General features: G+C 59.9%; 15 protein-coding genes. 11 read left to right on the plus strand and 4 right to left on the minus strand.

Translation table 11 applies throughout. From position 1 onward, the window contains the following. Positions 1 to 132 precede the first annotated feature (132 nt). Positions 133 to 486 carry a YkgJ family cysteine cluster protein gene (locus tag F6R97_RS15590; protein WP_007894729.1) on the plus strand — a complete coding sequence of 118 codons (354 nt, stop codon included), beginning with the start codon at positions 133 to 135 and terminating at the stop codon, positions 484 to 486. A gap of 124 nt (positions 487 to 610) precedes the next feature. Here the strand turns inward: F6R97_RS15590 and F6R97_RS15595 are convergent, their stop codons facing one another. After that, on the minus strand, positions 611 to 1,099 hold the full coding sequence (locus F6R97_RS15595) for an Lrp/AsnC ligand binding domain-containing protein (RefSeq protein WP_003206849.1): 489 nt from the start codon (positions 1,097 to 1,099) through the stop codon (positions 611 to 613). Positions 1,100 to 1,255: 156 nt separating this feature from the next. Here F6R97_RS15595 and dadA point away from each other — a divergent pair, with 156 nt between their 5' ends. The 6 genes from dadA to F6R97_RS15625 all read left to right on the plus strand — a co-directional run bounded on the left by dadA (position 1,256) and on the right by F6R97_RS15625 (position 7,373). Then, complete coding sequence (gene dadA, locus F6R97_RS15600; protein ID WP_048396415.1) at positions 1,256 to 2,560, plus strand: D-amino acid dehydrogenase; 1,305 nt, start codon at positions 1,256 to 1,258, stop codon at positions 2,558 to 2,560. Then, positions 2,532 to 2,885 carry a RidA family protein gene (locus tag F6R97_RS15605; RefSeq protein WP_217856856.1) on the plus strand — a complete coding sequence of 118 codons (354 nt, stop codon included), beginning with the start codon at positions 2,532 to 2,534 and terminating at the stop codon, positions 2,883 to 2,885. The genes dadA and F6R97_RS15605 overlap by 29 nt, the downstream gene beginning before the upstream one ends. A 98-nt stretch (positions 2,886 to 2,983) precedes the next feature. Then, the gene (gene alr / locus F6R97_RS15610) at positions 2,984 to 4,057 is read left to right on the plus strand and encodes an alanine racemase (RefSeq protein WP_315866784.1); all 1,074 of its coding nucleotides are present in this window, start codon (positions 2,984 to 2,986) and stop codon (positions 4,055 to 4,057) included. A gap of 129 nt (positions 4,058 to 4,186) precedes the next feature. Next, the gene (locus F6R97_RS15615) at positions 4,187 to 4,735 is read left to right on the plus strand and encodes a cupin domain-containing protein (RefSeq protein WP_007894746.1); all 549 of its coding nucleotides are present in this window, start codon (positions 4,187 to 4,189) and stop codon (positions 4,733 to 4,735) included. A 170-nt stretch (positions 4,736 to 4,905) separates the two neighbouring features. Further along, positions 4,906 to 5,331, plus strand: a complete 426-nt coding sequence (locus F6R97_RS15620; protein ID WP_082157860.1) for a c-type cytochrome — start codon at positions 4,906 to 4,908, stop codon at positions 5,329 to 5,331. Positions 5,332 to 5,450: 119 nt separating this feature from the next. Further along, the gene (locus tag F6R97_RS15625) at positions 5,451 to 7,373 is read left to right on the plus strand and encodes an acetyl-CoA hydrolase/transferase C-terminal domain-containing protein (RefSeq protein WP_315866785.1); all 1,923 of its coding nucleotides are present in this window, start codon (positions 5,451 to 5,453) and stop codon (positions 7,371 to 7,373) included. 127 nt (positions 7,374 to 7,500) lie between these two features. Here the strand turns inward: F6R97_RS15625 and F6R97_RS15630 are convergent, their stop codons facing one another. Together F6R97_RS15630 and rep are read right to left on the minus strand one after the other, a co-directional pair. Then, positions 7,501 to 8,073, minus strand: coding sequence for a xanthine phosphoribosyltransferase (locus F6R97_RS15630; protein ID WP_007934646.1), 573 nt, complete (start codon positions 8,071 to 8,073; stop codon positions 7,501 to 7,503). Positions 8,074 to 8,142: 69 nt separating this feature from the next. Then, entirely contained in the window at positions 8,143 to 10,152 is a 2,010-nt protein-coding gene (gene rep / locus F6R97_RS15635) for a DNA helicase Rep (protein WP_007894754.1), read from the minus strand. A gap of 263 nt (positions 10,153 to 10,415) precedes the next feature. Here rep and F6R97_RS15640 point away from each other — a divergent pair, with 263 nt between their 5' ends. Beyond that, a complete protein-coding gene (locus F6R97_RS15640) occupies positions 10,416 to 12,089 on the plus strand; it encodes a bifunctional diguanylate cyclase/phosphodiesterase (protein WP_315866786.1) in 1,674 nt (557 codons plus the stop codon). A 105-nt stretch (positions 12,090 to 12,194) separates the two neighbouring features. Here the strand turns inward: F6R97_RS15640 and F6R97_RS15645 are convergent, their stop codons facing one another. Next, complete coding sequence (locus F6R97_RS15645) at positions 12,195 to 13,583, minus strand: NorM family multidrug efflux MATE transporter (RefSeq protein WP_048396275.1); 1,389 nt, start codon at positions 13,581 to 13,583, stop codon at positions 12,195 to 12,197. A gap of 157 nt (positions 13,584 to 13,740) precedes the next feature. Here F6R97_RS15645 and F6R97_RS15650 point away from each other — a divergent pair, with 157 nt between their 5' ends. From F6R97_RS15650 to F6R97_RS15660, 3 genes are all read left to right on the plus strand, one after another. After that, entirely contained in the window at positions 13,741 to 14,661 is a 921-nt protein-coding gene (locus F6R97_RS15650; protein ID WP_048396276.1) for a LysR substrate-binding domain-containing protein, read from the plus strand. Between the two features lie 185 nt (positions 14,662 to 14,846). After that, positions 14,847 to 16,823, plus strand: coding sequence for a methyl-accepting chemotaxis protein (locus F6R97_RS15655; protein ID WP_048396277.1), 1,977 nt, complete (start codon positions 14,847 to 14,849; stop codon positions 16,821 to 16,823). A gap of 261 nt (positions 16,824 to 17,084) precedes the next feature. Then, on the plus strand, positions 17,085 to 18,299 hold the full coding sequence (locus tag F6R97_RS15660) for an aldose 1-epimerase family protein (RefSeq protein WP_315866787.1): 1,215 nt from the start codon (positions 17,085 to 17,087) through the stop codon (positions 18,297 to 18,299). The last annotated feature ends 1 nt before the right edge of the window (position 18,300 follow it).

An 18,300-nucleotide genomic window follows, 5' to 3' on the forward strand; every position in this document is an offset into this window, starting at 1 on the left:
GCGTGTGTTTGAAAAAGTTGACGGAGCATAAGCCGCCGCTTCGCACGCGAGCAACACCGGTCGGTTGGCGCTGTCTGGATCGGGGCTTTTGCGTCAGAATCCCGGTCTATTCCACATTCGGTCACCGCTTCGATGAGTTGCAACAGTCAGAAGATTCGCACGCTACGCCAGCAGATTCCCTCTTTCGAGTGCGTGCCCGGCTGCCATGACTGCTGTGGGCCGGTGACCACCTCGCCCGAAGAAATGTCCCGCCTGCCGCGCAAGACCCGGGCGGAGCAGGATGCGGCGATGGATGAACTCAATTGCGTTCATTTGGGGCCCAACGGTTGCACAGTGTATGACGAGCGACCGCTGATCTGTCGGCTGTTCGGTACCACCAAGACGTTGCCATGCCCCAACGGGCGGCGGCCGGTGGAGCTGATCCATCCGCGGGTCGAGAAGCAGATTCATGAGTACATGGCTTCTACCCGACAGGTGTTGGTCTGACTGTTGCGTGAATCAGCCTCACCGAGTCGACTCCATCGCGGGCAAGCCCGCTCCCACAGGTGTTGCGCCGATCTTGTGGGAGCGGGCTTGCCCGCGATGGGGCCCGAACATGCACCACAAAGCCTCAATCCGGAATCGGCAGGTTCAAGCTCTCTTTCACTTCTTCCATCACGATATAGCTCTTGGATTCGCGCACATGCGGCAGCTTGAGCAGGATGTCGCCCAGCAGTTTGCGGTACGAGGCCATCTCGGATATCCGTGCTTTCACCAGGTAATCGAAGTCACCTGACACCAAATGGCATTCCAGTACGTGGGGCAGTTTCAGCACCGCGCGTCGGAACTCTTCGAAAGTATCGCCGGATTTGTAGTCGAGGCTGATCTCGACGAACACCAGCAAGCTACCCTTGAGGTGCTGCGGATTCAGGCGGGCGTTGTAGCCCATGATGATCCCTTCGCGCTCCAGTCGCCGTACCCGCTCGGTGCAGGGCGTGGTGGAGAGGCCGACCTTTTCCCCCAGTTCGGTAAAGGAAATGCGCCCGTCCGCTTGCAGGATCCGCAGGATGTTGCGGTCGATCTTGTCCAGCTCACGTTTGGTCTGAGTGTTGGTCCGCATAGGGGATGCGCCTCCGTGAAAAGGGTTTTTGCCGAGAATTGTCGCCAAATATAGGCACTTATATAGTGAAAAGCACTGGCTAATCTTTTTTAAACTGCCCACATCTTCGGTCTGCACAATAAACGTCAGCGGTAAGCCGCGATGAGGGATATGAAAATGCGCGTTCTGGTCTTGGGTAGCGGCGTCATCGGTACCGCCAGTGCCTATTATCTGGCACGGGCCGGCTTTGAGGTGACGGTGGTTGACCGTCAGCCAGCAGCGGCCATGGAAACCAGTTTCGCCAACGCCGGGCAGGTTTCGCCGGGTTATGCCTCGCCGTGGGCCGCGCCGGGCGTGCCGCTCAAAGCCATCAAGTGGCTGTTGCAGCGTCACGCGCCATTGGCGATCAAGGCCACCGCCGACATCGACCAATATCTGTGGATGGCGCAGATGCTGCGCAACTGCACCGCCAGCCGTTACGCGGTGAACAAGGAACGCATGGTGCGCCTGTCCGAGTACAGCCGCGACTGCCTCGACGAATTGCGCGCCGAAACCGGCATTGCCTACGAAGGCCGCAGCCTGGGGACTACCCAGCTGTTCCGCACCCAGGCGCAGCTTGATGGCGCCGCCAAAGACATCGCCGTGCTGCAAGAGTCCGGCGTGCCGTTCGAATTGCTCGACCGCGCCGGCATTGCCCGGGTCGAACCGGCCCTGGCCAGTGTCACCGACATCCTCGCCGGTGCCTTGCGCCTGCCGAACGACCAGACCGGCGACTGCCAGATCTTCACCACCCGCCTGGCCGAGATGGCTACGAAACTGGGTGTGGAATTCCGTTTCGGCCAGGACATTCAGCGCCTCGACTTCGCCGGTGATCGCATCAACGGCGTATGGATCGACGGCAAGCTGGAAACTGCCGACCGCTACGTGCTGGCGTTGGGCAGCTACTCGCCGCAATTGCTCAAGCCGTTGGGCATCCGGGCTCCGGTGTATCCGCTCAAGGGTTACTCACTGACCGTGCCGATCATCAACCCGGCGATGGCCCCGACGTCGACCATTCTCGACGAGACCTACAAGGTTGCGATCACCCGTTTCGACAACCGCATTCGCGTCGGCGGCATGGCTGAAATAGCCGGTTTTGACCTGTCATTGAACCCGCGTCGGCGTGAAACCCTGGAGATGATCGTCAACGACCTTTATCCTCAGGGCGGCGATCTGCCTCAGGCGAGTTTCTGGACCGGTCTGCGTCCGACCACTCCGGATGGCACGCCGATTGTCGGTGCCACGCCGTTCAAAAATCTGTTTCTGAACACGGGCCACGGTACGCTCGGCTGGACTATGGCCTGTGGTTCCGGTCGTTTGCTGGCGGACCTGATGGCCAAGAGAACGCCGCAGATCAGCGCCGAAGGTCTCGATATCTCCCGTTATGGCAACAAACTCAAGGAGTCTGCAAAACATGTCAATCCAGCGCCAGCTCACCAATGAGCGCATGAGCCAGATCGTTGTCCACAACAGTACCGTGTATCTGGCAGGGCAGGTCGGCGATGACATGAGCGCCGGGATTGAACAGCAGACCCGTGAAACCCTCGCCAACATCGAGCGTTTGCTGGATCTGGCCGGGACCGACAAGAACCGTCTGCTGTCGGTGACGATTTACCTGAAAGACATCGATGCGCACTTCGAAGGCATGAATTCGGTGTGGGACCAGTGGCTGCCAAAAGGCGTCGCCCCGGCCCGCGCTACCGTTGAATCGAAGCTGTGCGAACCGCAAATCCTGGTCGAGCTGTCGGTTGTTGCCGCGCTGCCATAACGCTCAGCCAGAAAGATCCCTCTCCCGGCGCTGTTGGCGGTTCACGCTGTCAGCCAGCGCCGGTTTTTTTTCAAATGACCGACTAGAAGTCTGCCGCCATGCGTCCAGCCCGTGCCCTGATCGACCTTCAAGCCCTGCGCCACAACTACCGGATCGCCCGTGAAGTCACAGGGGCAAAAGCCCTCGCGGTGATCAAGGCCGATGCCTATGGCCATGGCGCGGTACGCTGCGCCCAGGCGCTGGAAGCCGAGGCGGACGGGTTTGCCGTGGCGTGCATCGAAGAGGCGTTGGAGCTGCGTGCCGCCGGTATTCGTGCGCCGGTGTTGTTGCTCGAAGGTTTTTTCGAAGCTGATGAGCTGTCGCTGATCGTCGAGCATGATTTCTGGTGCGTGGTGCATTCGCTGTGGCAGCTCGAAGCCATCGAAAAAGCCGCGCTGAGCAAACCGATCACAGTCTGGCTCAAGCTCGACTCGGGCATGCATCGGGTTGGCTTGCACCCGGCGGATTACCAGGCGGCCTATCAACGGCTGCTGGCCAGCGGCAAAGTGGCGAAGATCGTGCTGATGAGTCACTTCGCTCGCGCCGATGAGCTACATTGCCAGACCAGCGCCGAGCAGGTCGCGGTGTTCGAGGCGGCGCGTCAGGGTTTGGCGGCTGAAATCAGCCTGCGTAATTCGCCAGCGGTGCTCGGTTGGCCGCAGATTCCGAGCGATTGGGTGCGTCCGGGCATCATGCTCTACGGCGCGACACCTTTCGAAGAGGCCAATGCCGTGGCAGCCCGCCTGCAACCGGTGATGACTCTGGAATCGAAAGTGATTTGCGTGCGTGAACTGCCGGCCGGCGAGCCGATTGGTTACGGCGCGAAATTCGTCACCCCCAAGCCAATGCGCGTTGGCGTGGTGGCGATGGGGTATGCCGACGGCTATCCACGTCAGGCACCGACCGGTACGCCCGTGATGGTCGCCGGGCAGCGCAGCCAGTTGATTGGCCGCGTGTCGATGGACATGCTCTGCATCGACCTGACCGACGTGCCGCAAGCCGGCCTCGGTTCGCCCGTCGAGTTGTGGGGCAAAAATATCCTCGCCAGTGACGTTGCGACGGCCGCGGGCACGATTCCTTACCAGATCTTCTGCAACCTGCGTCGAGTGCCGCTGCTCTATTCCGGGGCCTGACGAATAAGGTTCCCGACCGAAAGTCGCTTCGCCAAACAGGATTCAGGTCCAAGTGTTGTAAATACTGAACGCTGTCGCCATGATAACGCTCAATATTCCTGCAAACCTGAATCCCTGGAGGCTCCAGCATTGGACGTCGGTGAACGACTGCAATCGATCCGTAAGCTCAAAGGTCTTTCCCAGCGTGAGCTCGCCAAACGCGCGGGTGTAACCAACAGCACCATTTCGATGATCGAGAAGAACAGCGTCAGCCCCTCGATCAGTTCGCTGAGGAAGGTACTGGGCGGGATTCCCATGTCCATGGTCGAGTTCTTTTCCGAAGAAATCCTGCAGGAAAAACCGACTCAGATCGTCTACAAAGCCCACGAGCTGATCGATATTTCCGATGGGGCAGTGACCATGAAACTGGTCGGTCGGGCTCACCCGAGCCGGGCTATCGCGTTCCTCAACGAAATCTACCCGCCAGGCGCCGATACCGGTGACGAGATGCTCACCCATGAGGGCGAGGAAACCGGGATTCTGGTGGAAGGTCGGCTGGAGCTTGTGGTCGGGCTCGAAACATTTGTGCTCGAAGCCGGCGATAGCTACTACTTTGAAAGTACCAAGCCGCATCGCTTCCGTAATCCGTTCGATGCCCCGGCGCGACTAATCAGCGCAGCTACCCCAGCGAATTTCTAAGAGAAGAGGCGTCCTGCCCGGATTGTGGAGACGCCCATGCTGTATTCCCATCCCACGACAAAACCCCTTCGACTTTGGGGTTGTTTCAGTGTGGCGGGCTTACCGCTATACTTGCGCCCGCCTGCGAACCGTGGCCGTGGGCGTGACTAGCCACCATTGAGGGTGAACGCGTGAATCTAATTATGAAAATGCTGGCCGTACCAGCAACCGTATTGGCCCTTTGGGCAGTCAGCGCACAAGCAGCGACCAACGACGATATCGCTAAACGTCTTGAGCCAGTCGGCCAGGTTTGTGTGCAGGGCAAAGAGTGCAAGGGGATGGAAGTCACTGCTTCTGCGGGGGGTGGTGATGCCAAGACCCCTGACTCGGTGATTGCAAAACATTGCAACGCTTGCCACGGTACCGGCCTGTTGGGCGCACCGAAAGTCGGTGATGCCGCAGCCTGGGGCGAGCGCGCCAAGAAAGAAGGCGGCCTTGACGGCTTGCTGGCGAAAGCGATCTCCGGCGTCAACGCGATGCCCCCAAAAGGCACCTGCGCCGATTGCTCTGATGCCGATCTCAAGGGCGCCATCCAGAAGATGTCCGGTCTGAAGTAAGCCCGGTCTTCAACGAAAAGCCGCTTTCGAGCGGCTTTTTTGTGCCTGCGATTTTTCCCTGAGGCTATTCTTTGCTGCAAAGACCCAACCCCAATTCATGGAACGGGCGGGAGGATCAGATGGTGCAGTTGTGCTCTATCGAGCAGGCGGTCGATGATGTTCTGGCGCGGTTACCAGCGCACATTCACATGGGATTGCCGCTGGGGCTGGGCAAGCCCAACCACTTCGTCAACGCGCTGTATCAACGGATCGCGCAACTGCCTAAGCGGCAACTGACGATTTACACCGCCCTGTGCCTCGGACGCCCGCCATTGGGAGATGGCTTGCAAAAGCGCTTCCTCGAACCCTTCATCGAAAGGGTGTTCGGCGATTATCCGGAGCTGGATTTTCTCGCCGACCTGCATCGCGACAGCCTGCCTGCCAACATTCACGTCCATCAATTCTTCCTGCAGCCAGGCAGCCTGCTTAACAGCGCATCGGCCCAGCAGGATTACGTCAGCAGCAATTACAGCCACGCCGCCCGGGACATCAATGCCGCCGGATTGAACCTGATCGCGCAACTGGTCGCCAGCCATAGTGAGCATCCCGATCGCCTGAGCCTGAGCTGCAATCCGGACATCACCCTCGACCTGTTTCCAATGATCGCCAAGCGCCGGGCGGCGGGGGAAACGATCCTTCTGGTGGGCCAGGTGCACAACGATTTGCCGTACATGCCCGGCGATGCGGAAATCGGCATCGACTCCTTCGACCTGCTGATCGACGCGAAGGACCGCACCACGCTGTTTTCCACGCCGAATATGCCGGTGGGTTTCCAGGATCACTTCATCGGGCTGCACGCCAGTACGCTGGTGCGCGATGGCGGCACGCTGCAGATTGGCATCGGCGCCATGGGTGATGCCCTGACGGCAGCGTTGCTGGCGCGACAGGCTGACAGTGAGGGTTACAAGGCGTTGTTGGCGGATCTGAATCTCAGCCAGTGGGCGCAGTTGATTGAGCGCGAAGGGGGTATCGAACCGTTCGCCAAGGGCCTTTACGGTTGCAGCGAAATGTTCGTCAACGGCTTGCTGGTGTTGGCCGACGCCGGGATCGTGCGGCGCAAAGTTTACCCGGACGTGCCGACCCAGCAGCAGGCAAATGCCGGAACGCTGGACGAGGCCGCGCAGACTGACGGCATCTCGGTGCATGGCGGGTTTTTCCTCGGGCCGCGCAGTTTCTATGAACGCCTGCGGGAGATGCCTCAAGGTAAACGGCTCGAATTCAACATGACCCGCATCAGCTACATCAACGAGCTCTACGGTCAGGAAGAACTCAAACGCTTGCAGCGCCTCGATGCGCGCTTCATCAACACCGTCTTCACCATGACCTTGCTCGGTGCCGGCGTGGCCGATCAACTCGAAGACGGGCGGGTGCTGAGCGGTGTCGGCGGGCAATACAACTTCGTCGTCCAGGGCCATGCGCTGGAAGGCGCGCGTTCGATCCTGCTGCTGCGCAGTTGGCGCGAGTCGGGCGGTGACGTCAGTTCGAATATCGTCTGGCAATACGGCCACTGCACGATCCCACGGCACCTGCGGGACATCGTCGTCACCGAGTACGGCATCGCCGATTTGCGCGGAAAAACCGACGCGGCGGTGATCGAGGCGTTGCTGAATATCAGCGACTCACGTTTCCAATCGGGGCTGATCGAGCAGGCGCAGAGCGTTGGCAAATTGCCGAAGCATTTTCGACTCGATCCGCATTTCGCCGACAACAGCCCACAGCGATTGCAGGCCATTCAGGGGCGGCATTCGAATCTGTTTCCAGAGTATCCGCTGGGCTGTGATTTCACCGCTGAGGAACGGGACTTATTGCGGGCGCTGAACTGGTTGAAGAGCAAGTTCAAGCTCACGGAGATTCTGGAGCTGGGCAAGGCAGCGCTGGATGCGCCAGCGGCTTCGGAATTCCCGGTGCATCTGGAAAGGATGCAGCTGACGAAACCGGAAGGGCTGAAAGAGGATTTGTTTCAGCGGCTGTTGCTCACCGGCCTCAAAGCCACCGCGCAATAACTGCCACCACAAAAACCTGTGGGAGCGGGCTTGCCCGCGATGGCGGTGGAACAGCCAACATCAATGTTGAATGTCATGACCTCATCGCGGGCAAGCCCGCTCCCACAGGTTCGGTGATGCAGCTGGTTTATTCGATGAAGGTTACAACGCCATCCTTCAGCGACTGCACCCGCGCCAACGATTCAACGCGATAACCTTGGGCATCCAGTTCCGCACGGCCGCCCTGGAACGACTTCTCGATCACAATACCCAAGCCTGCAACGGTCGCGCCGGCCTGTTTGATGATCGAGATCAGCGCTTGCGACGCCTTACCGTTGGCCAGGAAGTCGTCGATGATCAGCACGCGGTCGCTGCTGGTCAGGTGGCGCGGGGAGATTGCCACGGTGCTTTCGGTTTGCTTGGTGAACGAGTAAACGGTCGCCGACAGCAGGTTTTCAGTCAGGGTCAGGGACTGATGCTTGCGGGCGAAAATCACCGGCACGCCAAGGTTCAGGCCGGTCATGATCGCCGGGGCAATGCCCGAGGCTTCGATCGTGACGATCTTGGTGATGCCCGAATCCTTGAACAGCGTGGCGAATTCGTCGCCGATCAGCTTCATCAGGGCCGGGTCGATCTGGTGGTTCAGAAAGGCGTCGACTTTCAGAACCTGATCGGAAAGCACGATGCCTTCTTCGCGAATTTTCTTGTGCAGTGCTTCCATGAAGCTTTCCTCTACCGGCGCCGTGTGCGCCTAGCTTGTAAAAAGTGTTCGGTTAAAAAGTGCTCAATTCTAGCGCTTTAACATCGCGCGTATATCCGCCAGTGCGGTATTACCGCGGACGGCTTTGACTTCAACGGGAGTGTCGTCATTACCTTCCCAGGCCAAGTCGTCCGGCGGCAGTTCATCGAGGAAACGGCTGGGCGCGCAGTCGATGATCTCGCCGTATTGCTTACGCTTGGCGGCGAAGGTGAACGCCAACGTCTGACGCGCTCGGGTAATCCCGACGTAGGCCAGGCGACGTTCCTCTTCAATGGTGTCGGCTTCGATGCTGGAGCGGTGCGGGAGAATTTCTTCTTCCATGCCCATGATGAACACGTAGGGAAACTCCAGACCCTTGGAGGCGTGCAAGGTCATCATCTGCACACCTTCGGCGCCGTCTTCCTCTTCCTGCTGACGCTCCAGCATGTCGCGCAGAACGAGTTTGCCGATGGCGTCCTCGACGGTCATCTCGCCTTCTTCGTCTTTCTCCAGGGTGTTTTTCAGCGCCTCGATCAGGAACCAGACGTTACCCATGCGGTAATCGGCGGCCTTGTCGCTGGAGCTGTTGGTACGCAGCCAGTTCTCGTAGTCGATGTCCATGACCATGCTGCGCAGGGCGGAGATCGGGTCTTCGCCGGCACACTGCTCGCGGACCTTGTCCATGAAACGCTTGAAGCGCGACAGGCGATCGGTGAAGCGCGTGTCCAGATGCTCGCCCAGGCCGATTTCGTCGGTGGCGGCGTACATCGAGATTTTGCGCTCGGTGGCGTAGTTGCCCAGCTTCTCCAGCGTGGTCGAACCGATCTCCCTGCGTGGGACGTTGATCACCCGCAGGAAGGCGTTGTCGTCGTCCGGGTTCACGATCAATCGGAAGTAGGCCATCAGGTCTTTCACTTCCTGACGTCCGAAAAAGCTGTTGCCGCCGGACAGGCGATACGGAATCTGGTGGTGCTGCAGCTTCAGCTCGATCAGCTTGGCCTGGTAGTTGCCGCGATACAGGATCGCAAAATCGCTGTATGGCCGGTCCGTGCGCAGGTGCAGGGTCAGCAGTTCCACGGCCACGCGCTCGGCTTCGGCGTCTTCGTTGCGGCAACGGATCACGCGGATTTCGTCGCCATGGCCCATCTCACTCCACAGCTGCTTTTCGAACTCGTGCGGGTTGTTCGAGATCAGCACGTTGGCGCAACGCAGGATGCGGCTGGTGGAGCGGTAGTTTTGCTCGAGCATGACCACTTTCAGGGACGGGTAATCGTCCTTGAGCAGCATCAGGTTTTCCGGACGGGCGCCGCGCCAGGCGTAGATCGACTGGTCGTCGTCGCCCACCACGGTGAATTGGTTACGCTTGCCGATCAGCAATTTCACCAGCAAATACTGGCTGGCGTTGGTGTCCTGGTATTCGTCCACCAGCAGGTAGCGAACCTTGTTCTGCCATTTTTCCAGGATATCGTCGTGTTCCTGGAACAGTTTTACCGGCAGCAGGATCAGGTCGTCGAAGTCCACCGCGTTGAACGCCTTGAGCGTGCGCTGGTAGTGGGTGTAGACGATGGCGGCGGTCTGTTCCTTGGGATTGCGTGCGTTTTCCAGGGCTTCGGGCGGCAGGATCAGGTCGTTTTTCCACGAGCCGATCATGTTCTTGATCTCGTCGACGCCGTCGTCGCCCGAGTATTCCTTCTGCATGATGTCGGTCATCAGGGCTTTGACGTCGGTCTCGTCGAAGATCGAGAAGCCCGGTTTGTAGCCCAGCCGCACGTGTTCCTTGCGGATGATGTTCAGGCCCAGGTTGTGGAAGGTGCAGACCGTCAGGCCGCGGCCTTCGCCGCCCTTGAGCAGCGTGCCAACCCGTTCCTTCATCTCGCGCGCGGCCTTGTTGGTAAAGGTCATGGCGACAATGTATTGGGCGCGGATGCCACAGCTCTGGATCAGGTGCGCAATTTTGCGAGTGATCACGCTGGTCTTGCCGGAGCCTGCGCCGGCGAGCACCAAAAGAGGGCCGCCGACGTAGCTCACGGCTTCTTGCTGCCGGGGATTGAGTCGGGACATACGAAATCAGGGAGTCATTAGCGAAATGGGCCGGCATTTTAACAGGCTCAGCGAATTGTGCTGCTCTCTCCGACTTGTGACCCAACACGCTATCTCTATTTGCCGGTTTTGCTTCTTTCACGCAGGATGCGCAGTGAATTTGCGTCTAATGTTCGTATTCAATACGCCAAAGTCGTGTTTGATAACCGATGTCATGTTGTCATTGGTTATCTGCGCGGCATAATGCCCGCCGCCTACATCTTTGCAGAGTCTAGGGAGCTAGCTTGTCTACGCCTGTCGAACCCTTGCGTTTGCTGCTACTGGCCGAAGAGCCGGCGTGGGCAGCGTTGTTGCGCGAGTGTCTGGCTCCGATGGGGAGTTCGGCTGTGCTGCTCAGCGCGCCGAGCTGGGAGTCAGTCAGCAACCTGTTCGATGACAACCGCAGCGCGGTGTTGTTGACGATTCCTGCTCTCCAGCCAGCACCCGGCCGTTGCAACTTGCCGACCGTGTTGCTGCTTGAACACGAGCCGCTGGCGCCGCCCGACGGTGTGAGCGACTGGCTGGTGCGCGATCTGCTGGATCCCGGCATGCTACGCCGCTGCCTGCGCCATGTGCGTGAGCGCGGCGTGCTGGAAAACACTTTGCAGCGCCTGGCCGAGCAGGATCCGTTGACCGGTATCGCCAATCGTCAGGGTTTCCAGACCTTGCTGGCGGCGCGCCTGGCTGAAAACGAAGGCCGCGGGTTGGCCCTCGGTCACCTTGATCTCGACAACTTCCGACACGCCAACGACGCCCTCGGCCACCAGGCCGGCGATCGGTTGATCCTGCAAGTGGTCTCGCGGCTGAAAAGCCAACTGGAGGCCAGCGATCAACTGGCGCGGCTGGGCAGCGATGAATTCGCCCTGCTGATCGACACCCGTCGCGCCCCTCAGCGTGCCGAATGGATGGCCGAACGCATTACCGAAGCCCTGTCCGAACCCTATTGGGTCGATGGCGAAAGCCTGTTGATCGGTTCCAGCCTCGGTATCGCTCACGCACGAGCGCAGGCCGGCCCCGACCCGTTGATGTGGCACGCGCACATCGCCATGCAGCAGGCCAAGAGCACTCAGGGCTGTACCTTTCACATCTTCAACGAGCGGATCAATCGCAATGCCCGCAGCATCGCCGACCTCGAAAGCGAGCTGCGCCGGGCCTTGCGTCGCGATGAGCTGGAATTGCATTACCAGCCGCGCCTGAACCTTGAGGACGGCCAGATCGTCGGCCTCGAAGCCTTGGTGCGCTGGCGTCATGGCGAACGCGGCTTGTTGCCCCCCAGCGAATTCGTGCCGCTGGCCGAGCAAAGTGGTTTGATCGTGCCGCTGGGTTACTGGGTGATTTCCCGGGCCCTGCGGGACATGCAAGCGTTGCGCGAACGAGGTCTGCCAGCGCTGCACATGGCAATCAACCTGTCGTTCCGGCAGTTTCAGGACAGCCAGTTGCTGTCGACCCTGAGCCGGCTGATTGCCGAGCGTGGCGTCGAGGCGCAATGGCTGGAATTCGAACTGACCGAAACCGCGGTGATGCGTCGCAGCGATCTGGTCAAGCAGACCATGGACGCCCTCGGGCGTTTGGGCGTGCGCTTCTCACTGGATGATTTCGGCACCGGGTTCTCTTCGTTCGTGCACCTTAACAGCCTGCCGATTGCCTTGTTGAAGGTCGACAAGAGCTTTGTCGGCGGCATGGAGGAGCGGGAAGAGAATCGCAAACTGGTCCACGCGATGATCAACCTGGCGCATAACCTCAACCTCGAAGTGGTCGCCGAAGGCGTGGAGACGCTGGAGCAACTGGATTTGTTGCGCGGGTTTGGTTGCGATCAGGTTCAGGGATATCTGATCAGCAAGCCGTTGCCGTTGACGGAGTTGGTTGAGTACCTGACATTCGGCAGCAGTCAGCAGCACGTACTGGAAGTCGTGAGCTAACCTCAGGCCCTGTAGGAGCGAGGCTTGCCCGCGAAGGCGTCGTGTCAGTCGACATTGTTGTTAACTGACACGACGCCTTCGCGGGCAAGCCTCGCTCCTACAGGGCTAGGCGATCTCGAAATTCTGCTCTGACGACGGCTCCCGCCTGATCATCCGCTTCATCTTCCACTCAAACGCCAACGTCAGGCTCACCGCCGCACACGCCAGCCCCAGCGCCAACCCCCACCAGACCCCCGTTGGCCCCCAGTTCAAATGGAAGGCCATCCACCAGGCGGCCGGTGCGCCGATCAGCCAGTAGCAACCCAAACCCACCAGGAATGTGGTCTTGGCATCCTTGAGCCCGCGGATGCAGCCCATGGCGATGGTTTGTGTGCCATCGAACAGCTCGAACCACGCCGCCACTGCCAGCAGGCTCACGGCCAGGTTGATAACTTCGCGGAACGCCGGATCGTTGTGGTCCAGGAACAAGCCGATCAATTGATGCGGCAGCAGCCAAAAGACCATTGCGAAGCCGAGCATTGCCGCCGCCCCGAAGGCGATCCCGACCCGTCCGGCCAGCCGCGCATCAAGCAATTGGCCTGCCCCATAATGTTGGCCGATGCGCATGGTGATCGCGTAGGAAAGCCCCGCCGGCACCATGAACGCCACCGAGACGATTTGCAGGGCGATCTGATGCGCCGCCAGTTGCGTACTGCCCATGGTGCCCATGCACAGCGCAGCGAAGGCAAACAGGCCGACTTCCACCGCATAAGTGCCGCCAATCGGCAGGCCCAGGCGCCACAATTCCTTCAAGTACTGACGGTTGGGCCGCGACAGACCCTGGCGCAACGGATACGCGTCGTAGGCCGGATGCCGACGAATGTGCAGCGCGAGCGCCAGCGCCATGAGGTTGGCAACGATCGCCGTGACCAGGCCGATGCCCACCAGACCCATTTTCGGCAGACCGAACATGCCGGTGATCAATGCATAGTTGAGCAGGAAGTTGGCCACAGTACCGGCGAGGCTGATGACCATCACCGGCGTCGCCCGGCCGATGGCGCTGGTGAAGCCGCGCAGCGCCATGAAGCTCAGGTAGCCGGGCAGGGCGAACGGCAGAATCAACAGAAACTGGCCGGCAGCCTGGACGTTGGTTTCGGTCTGGCCGAACAGCAGCAACACCGGTTTGAGGTTCCACAGCAGCAAACCCGCCACCAGCGCCATCAACCATGCCAGCCACAACCCGGCCTGGGTCAGTCGCGCCGCGCCAATGATGTCGCCCGCGCCCTGACGGATCGCCACCAGGGTGCCGACGGCGGCGATCACGCCGATGCAGAAAATCGACACGAATGAATACGTCGCCGCGCCCAGGCCTCCGCCGGCCAATGCCTCGGGGCTCAGGCGCGCCATCATCAACGTGTCGGTGAGAACCATCAGCATGTGCGCCAACTGCGAGGCAATCAACGGCCCCGCCAGCCGCAGGATGGCCCAGAGTTCAATACGCGCTGGATGCTGCATGATCATCACGCTCGATTGTCAGAGAGAACAGGAAGCGTCGATTCTCGGCGCTCTGCGGGGTTTGCACAAAGGGATAAAAAGGATGGGTGGCATGATTAAAACTCATGCTGGGGAGTTTCTGATAAGTTGATGCAATCGCGCTATAGGAGCTTTCCCGATGTCTCGTCGTCTTCCTCCCTTGTATGCCCTTCGAGCATTCGAAGCGGCGGCGCGGCATAGCTCGTTTACCCGCGCCGCCGAAGAACTGTCGATCACGCAAAGTGCGGTCAGTCGGCACATTCGTACGCTCGAAGAGCATTTCGCCTGTCGGCTATTTCATCGCAGCGGGCGCAACCTGCAACTGACCGAATCGGCGCGGCTGATCCTGCCCGGCATTCGCGAAGGCTTCACCGCCCTCGAACGGGCCTGCAATACCTTGCGCGCCGAGGACGACATCTTGCGCATGAAAGCCCCATCGACCCTGACCATGCGTTGGTTGTTGGCCCGGCTCAGCCGTTTTCGCCACCTGCGACCGGGGAACGAAGTGCAATTGACCAGCGCCTGGATGGACATCGATCGGGTGGACTTCAACCACGAACCCTTCGACTGCGCCGTCATTCTCAGCAATGGGCATTTTCCACCGGACTGGGAGGCGACTTTCCTGTTCCCCGAAGAGCTGATTCCGGTGGGCGCGCCGAATCTTCTGAAGGATCAACCGTGGGACGTTGCGCGCCTGGCCAGTACTGAGTTGCTGCACCCGACGCCGGACCGCCGTGACTGGCGCAACTGGCTGGAGCGCATGGGCCTGACCGATCAAGTCTCGCTCAAGGGCGGTCAGGTGTTCGACACGCTGGAGCTGGGCATGATTGCTGCCGCCCGAGGTTACGGCGTGTCCATGGGCGACTTGCTGATGGTGGCGGAGGATGTTGCGCAGGGACGTCTGAGTTTGCCGTGGCCGACGGCCGTCGCCAGTGGTGAGAATTATTACCTGGTCTGGCCGAAAACCCGCCCTGGAGGTGAACGTTTGCGCCGCCTCAGCGATTTCCTGCAAGGCGAGGTCCGGGCCATGGAATTACCGGATGTCGAACGCCTGGGCTGAATCGATGGAGCCGCCGCAATGGCGGCCTTGAGCCATATCCCCGTTAATTACTCAAGTATTCAGCTTTGCCGCCGAAAATCTGCTGATGGGACCTTCGTGCAGGTTCCATGTTTTCCCCACAATCAGAAATTTTGCCGAGTGTGCGATGGGATCAGAATGATCCGGCCACTGGGTCAGGAGCTGTCATGTCTCAACCTCGTGCTCGGATTGCCTCACAGCTGGGTCTTGCGCTTGCCGTGATTCTGGCGATTGTCATCAGTGGCAGTACAGTATTCGCCCTGCGCTCGCTGGACACCGCCAACCTCGCCACCCGCGAAGAGCATCTGGCCAGTGAGGCCCGCTTGCTTGCCGATCAGCTGAGCACCTTTCACGGCACCTTGCGTGAAAGCACCCAGCGCCTGGCCGGCCTGTTCGAGAAGCGCTTCAGCGCCGGTTTGAGCGTGCATCCGGATGAGCCGGTGACCGTGGCGGGTGTGCAGACTCCGGGCCTGCACTTGGGCAGTGAAGTGTTGAACAACAACTTCGCAGAAGTCGACGAGTTCAAGCAGATGACCGCAGGCGTCGCGACCGTGTTCGTGCGCAGCGGTGAGGAGTTCATTCGGGTCAGCACGAATGTCAGCAAACAAGATGGCAGCCGTGCCATCGGCACTCTGCTCGACCACGCGAACCCGGCTTACGCCCGTTTGATGGCGGGGCAGAGCTACGTGGGTCGAGCGTTGCTTTTCGAACGCTTCTACATGTCGCAGTACACTCCTGTACGCGACAGCAGCGGTAAGATCATTGCCGTGCTGTACGTAGGATTCGATTACACCGACGCGCAGAACGCGCAGTTCGCCAACCTCAAACGCTTCCGCATCGGCCAGACCGGTTCCCTGGCGTTGCTGGATGAACAAGGCAAATGGCTGGTGCCGATTGCCGGTGTACAAGCGCTGGATCAGGCGGTCTCGAGCATCGTCGGTCTGGCCAAGACACCGGGCAAAGGCGACTTCTGGAACGACAAGTCGCAAGACTTTTACAGTGTTGCCGTGCCGTTCGAAGGCGGGCCGTGGTCGGTGGTGGCGAGCATGCCGAAAACCGAAATCCGCGCCGTGACCTGGAGCGTCGGCATTCAATTGGCGATCGGCAGTCTGCTGGCGATGCTGCTGGCGGTCGGTGCGGCGGTCTGGTTGCTGCGCAGCAAACTGGCTCCACTGGGTGATCTGGTGCGTCAGGCCGAAGCCTTGGGTGCCGGTGATTTGAGCGTTCGCCTGAACGTGTCGAGCAATGACGAAATCGGTCAACTTGCCCGCGCCTTCAACCAGATGAGCCAGGCCTTGTCGACCATGGTCGAGCACATCCGCCGAGCGTCGGGAGAAGTCAACAGCCGTGCCCAGGCCTTATCCGGTTTGTCCGGTGGTGCCTATGAAGGGATGGAGCAGCAGTCTGGCGAGATCACCAGCATGGCTGGCGCCGTAGAAGAATTCAGCGCCACCTCGCTGAACATCGCCGACAACATGGGCAACACCCAGCGTCTGGCGCAGGAAAACGCACAGCAAACCCAGATCGGTCGTACGTCGATGGACGAAGCGTCCTCATCCCTGGAGCAAATCGCCGGTGCACTGAACAGCACCGCGACGGTGATCAATACCTTGGGGCAGCGCTCCCAGGAAATCGGCGGCATTGTCGGGGTGATTACCGCGATCGCCGAGCAAACCAACTTGCTGGCGCTCAACGCCGCCATCGAAGCTGCCCGCGCCGGAGAGCAAGGTCGTGGGTTTGCGGTGGTGGCCGATGAAGTGCGCAACCTTGCCTCACGTACCCGCCAGGCCACTGACGAAATTTCCGGGATGATCCAAAGCATCCAGCAGGAAACCGGCAACGCCATCAGCACCATGGAGCAGGGCAACGTGCTGATGCAGGAAGGCCTGTCGCGCAACGCCAACGTCGCCTCGGCGCTGGCACGGATCGATGAACAAAGCCGCTCGGCCGGTCAGCAATTCGCCGCGATCACCACTGCGACCCAGGAGCAAAGCAGCACCGCGACCTTGCTCAGCAGCAATCTGCAAAGTATCGCTTTGGCGAACAGTGAGCAGCGCGAAGTGGTGTCGAACCTGGCTGTGACTGCCAAAGAGCTGGAGAAGCTGGCGGCGGACTTGCGGCATGAGGTTGACCGGTTTCGTTGAGTCGCCTCTGAAATCGCCTTCGCGAGCAAGCCCGCTCCCACAGTAGATCTGCGGTGAACACAGTATTTGTGAACGCTGGAGATCAGGAGCGGGCTTGCCCGCGAAGGGATCGACTCGATTCCCAATTTGTCTCAACGCTGTGGATCAATTCCTCACTAATAGTCTTCCTTGGCATTTAGCACCAGTGTCTCGATTTTTATGCTTGCTGAAACGTTTCTTCAAGTCTATAAAATTGGCACAACTCCAAGAAAGGCTGCTGCCATGACCCCGCTCAAACTCTTTGTTGCCCTCAGCGCACTGTCCGCTGCCTCCCAAGCCATGGCTTGGGACTATGTCCTGCTCGATACCGATAAAGCCGCCCAGAACTGGCAAATCACCAGCCAGCAACTCGGCGTAAAAACCGACAAACCCTTCAGCGTCACCCTGCGCACCTTGCACGGCGGTCGGCAAGAAGGGGTCAGCATCGTCGACATCGATAACGGCACGATGAAACTTTCGCTAGTACCGACTCGCGGCATGAACGTCCTGCAGGCCTCGGTCGGCGATGTGCGCATGGGCTGGGATTCGCCGGTCAAGGAAGTGGTCAATCCTTCCTTCATCGAACTCAACGGCCGTGGTGGCCTGGGCTGGCTGGAAGGTTTCAATGAACTGGTCACCCGCTGCGGCTACGAATGGGTAGGCCACCCCGGCATGGACAACGGCGAACTGCTGACCCTGCACGGCCGGGCCGCTAACATCCCTGCGAACAAAGTCACCCTGCACATCGATGAAAAACCGCCGTACGCCATCACTCTGCGCGGCGAGCTTAAAGAACAGGCGTTCAAGAAAGTCGACTTCTCCGTCGCGACCGAACTGGTCACCGAACCCGGCAGCGTAGCGTTCGCCCTCAACGACACCCTGACCAATAACGGCGACTATCCGAAGGAATACCAGGCGCTGTATCACAGCAACTTCAGCACCCCATTCCTGGAACAGGGCGCCCGCTTCGCCGCGCCGGTGAAACAAGTGTCGCCATTCAACGACAAGGCCAAGGGCGATCTGCCCGACTGGCAAACCTACCGCGCACCGACCAAGGACTACGACGAAACGGTCTACAACGTGGTGCCGTATGCCGATGCCAAGGGCGACACATTGACCGTGTTGCATAACAAGGCCGGCAGCTTGGGGGTTTCGGTCGGCTTCAACACTCAAACACTGCCAGTGTTCTCCCTGTGGAAAAACACCGATACCCAAGGGCAGGGCTATGTCACGGGGCTGGAGCCGGGGACGAGTTTTTCCTACAACCGCCGGTATCAGCGGCCACTGAATCTGGTGCCGACGATTGGGCCTAAGGAACAGAAGCAGTTCGGGATCAGCTACAGCTTGTTGGCGGATAAGGCTGCTGTGGATAAGGCGTTGAAGCGGGTGAGCGAGATTCAGGGTGGGCGGGAGACTGAGGTGCGACAGACGCCGTTGGTTGATCTCACCAAGGGGTGAT

Source organism: Pseudomonas sp. JV414 (assembly GCF_032424305.1).
Taxonomy (GTDB): Bacteria; Pseudomonadota; Gammaproteobacteria; order Pseudomonadales; family Pseudomonadaceae; genus Aquipseudomonas; species Aquipseudomonas lini.

Bases quoted from the DNA above. Each gene is read 5' to 3' on its own strand.
- F6R97_RS15590 (WP_007894729.1), top strand. From the start codon at position 133: ATGAGTTGCAACAGTCAGAAGATTCGCACGCTACGCCAGCAGATTCCC.
- F6R97_RS15595 (WP_003206849.1), bottom strand. From the start codon at position 1,099: ATGCGGACCAACACTCAGACCAAACGTGAGCTGGACAAGATCGACCGC.
- dadA (WP_048396415.1), top strand. From the start codon at position 1,256: ATGCGCGTTCTGGTCTTGGGTAGCGGCGTCATCGGTACCGCCAGTGCC.
- F6R97_RS15605 (WP_217856856.1), top strand. From the start codon at position 2,532: ATGTCAATCCAGCGCCAGCTCACCAATGAGCGCATGAGCCAGATCGTT.
- alr (WP_315866784.1), top strand. From the start codon at position 2,984: ATGCGTCCAGCCCGTGCCCTGATCGACCTTCAAGCCCTGCGCCACAAC.
- F6R97_RS15625 (WP_315866785.1), top strand. From the start codon at position 5,451: ATGGTGCAGTTGTGCTCTATCGAGCAGGCGGTCGATGATGTTCTGGCG.
- F6R97_RS15630 (WP_007934646.1), bottom strand. From the start codon at position 8,073: ATGGAAGCACTGCACAAGAAAATTCGCGAAGAAGGCATCGTGCTTTCC.
- rep (WP_007894754.1), bottom strand. From the start codon at position 10,152: ATGTCCCGACTCAATCCCCGGCAGCAAGAAGCCGTGAGCTACGTCGGC.
- F6R97_RS15645 (WP_048396275.1), bottom strand. From the start codon at position 13,583: ATGCAGCATCCAGCGCGTATTGAACTCTGGGCCATCCTGCGGCTGGCG.
- F6R97_RS15650 (WP_048396276.1), top strand. From the start codon at position 13,741: ATGTCTCGTCGTCTTCCTCCCTTGTATGCCCTTCGAGCATTCGAAGCG.
- F6R97_RS15655 (WP_048396277.1), top strand. From the start codon at position 14,847: ATGTCTCAACCTCGTGCTCGGATTGCCTCACAGCTGGGTCTTGCGCTT.
- F6R97_RS15660 (WP_315866787.1), top strand. From the start codon at position 17,085: ATGACCCCGCTCAAACTCTTTGTTGCCCTCAGCGCACTGTCCGCTGCC.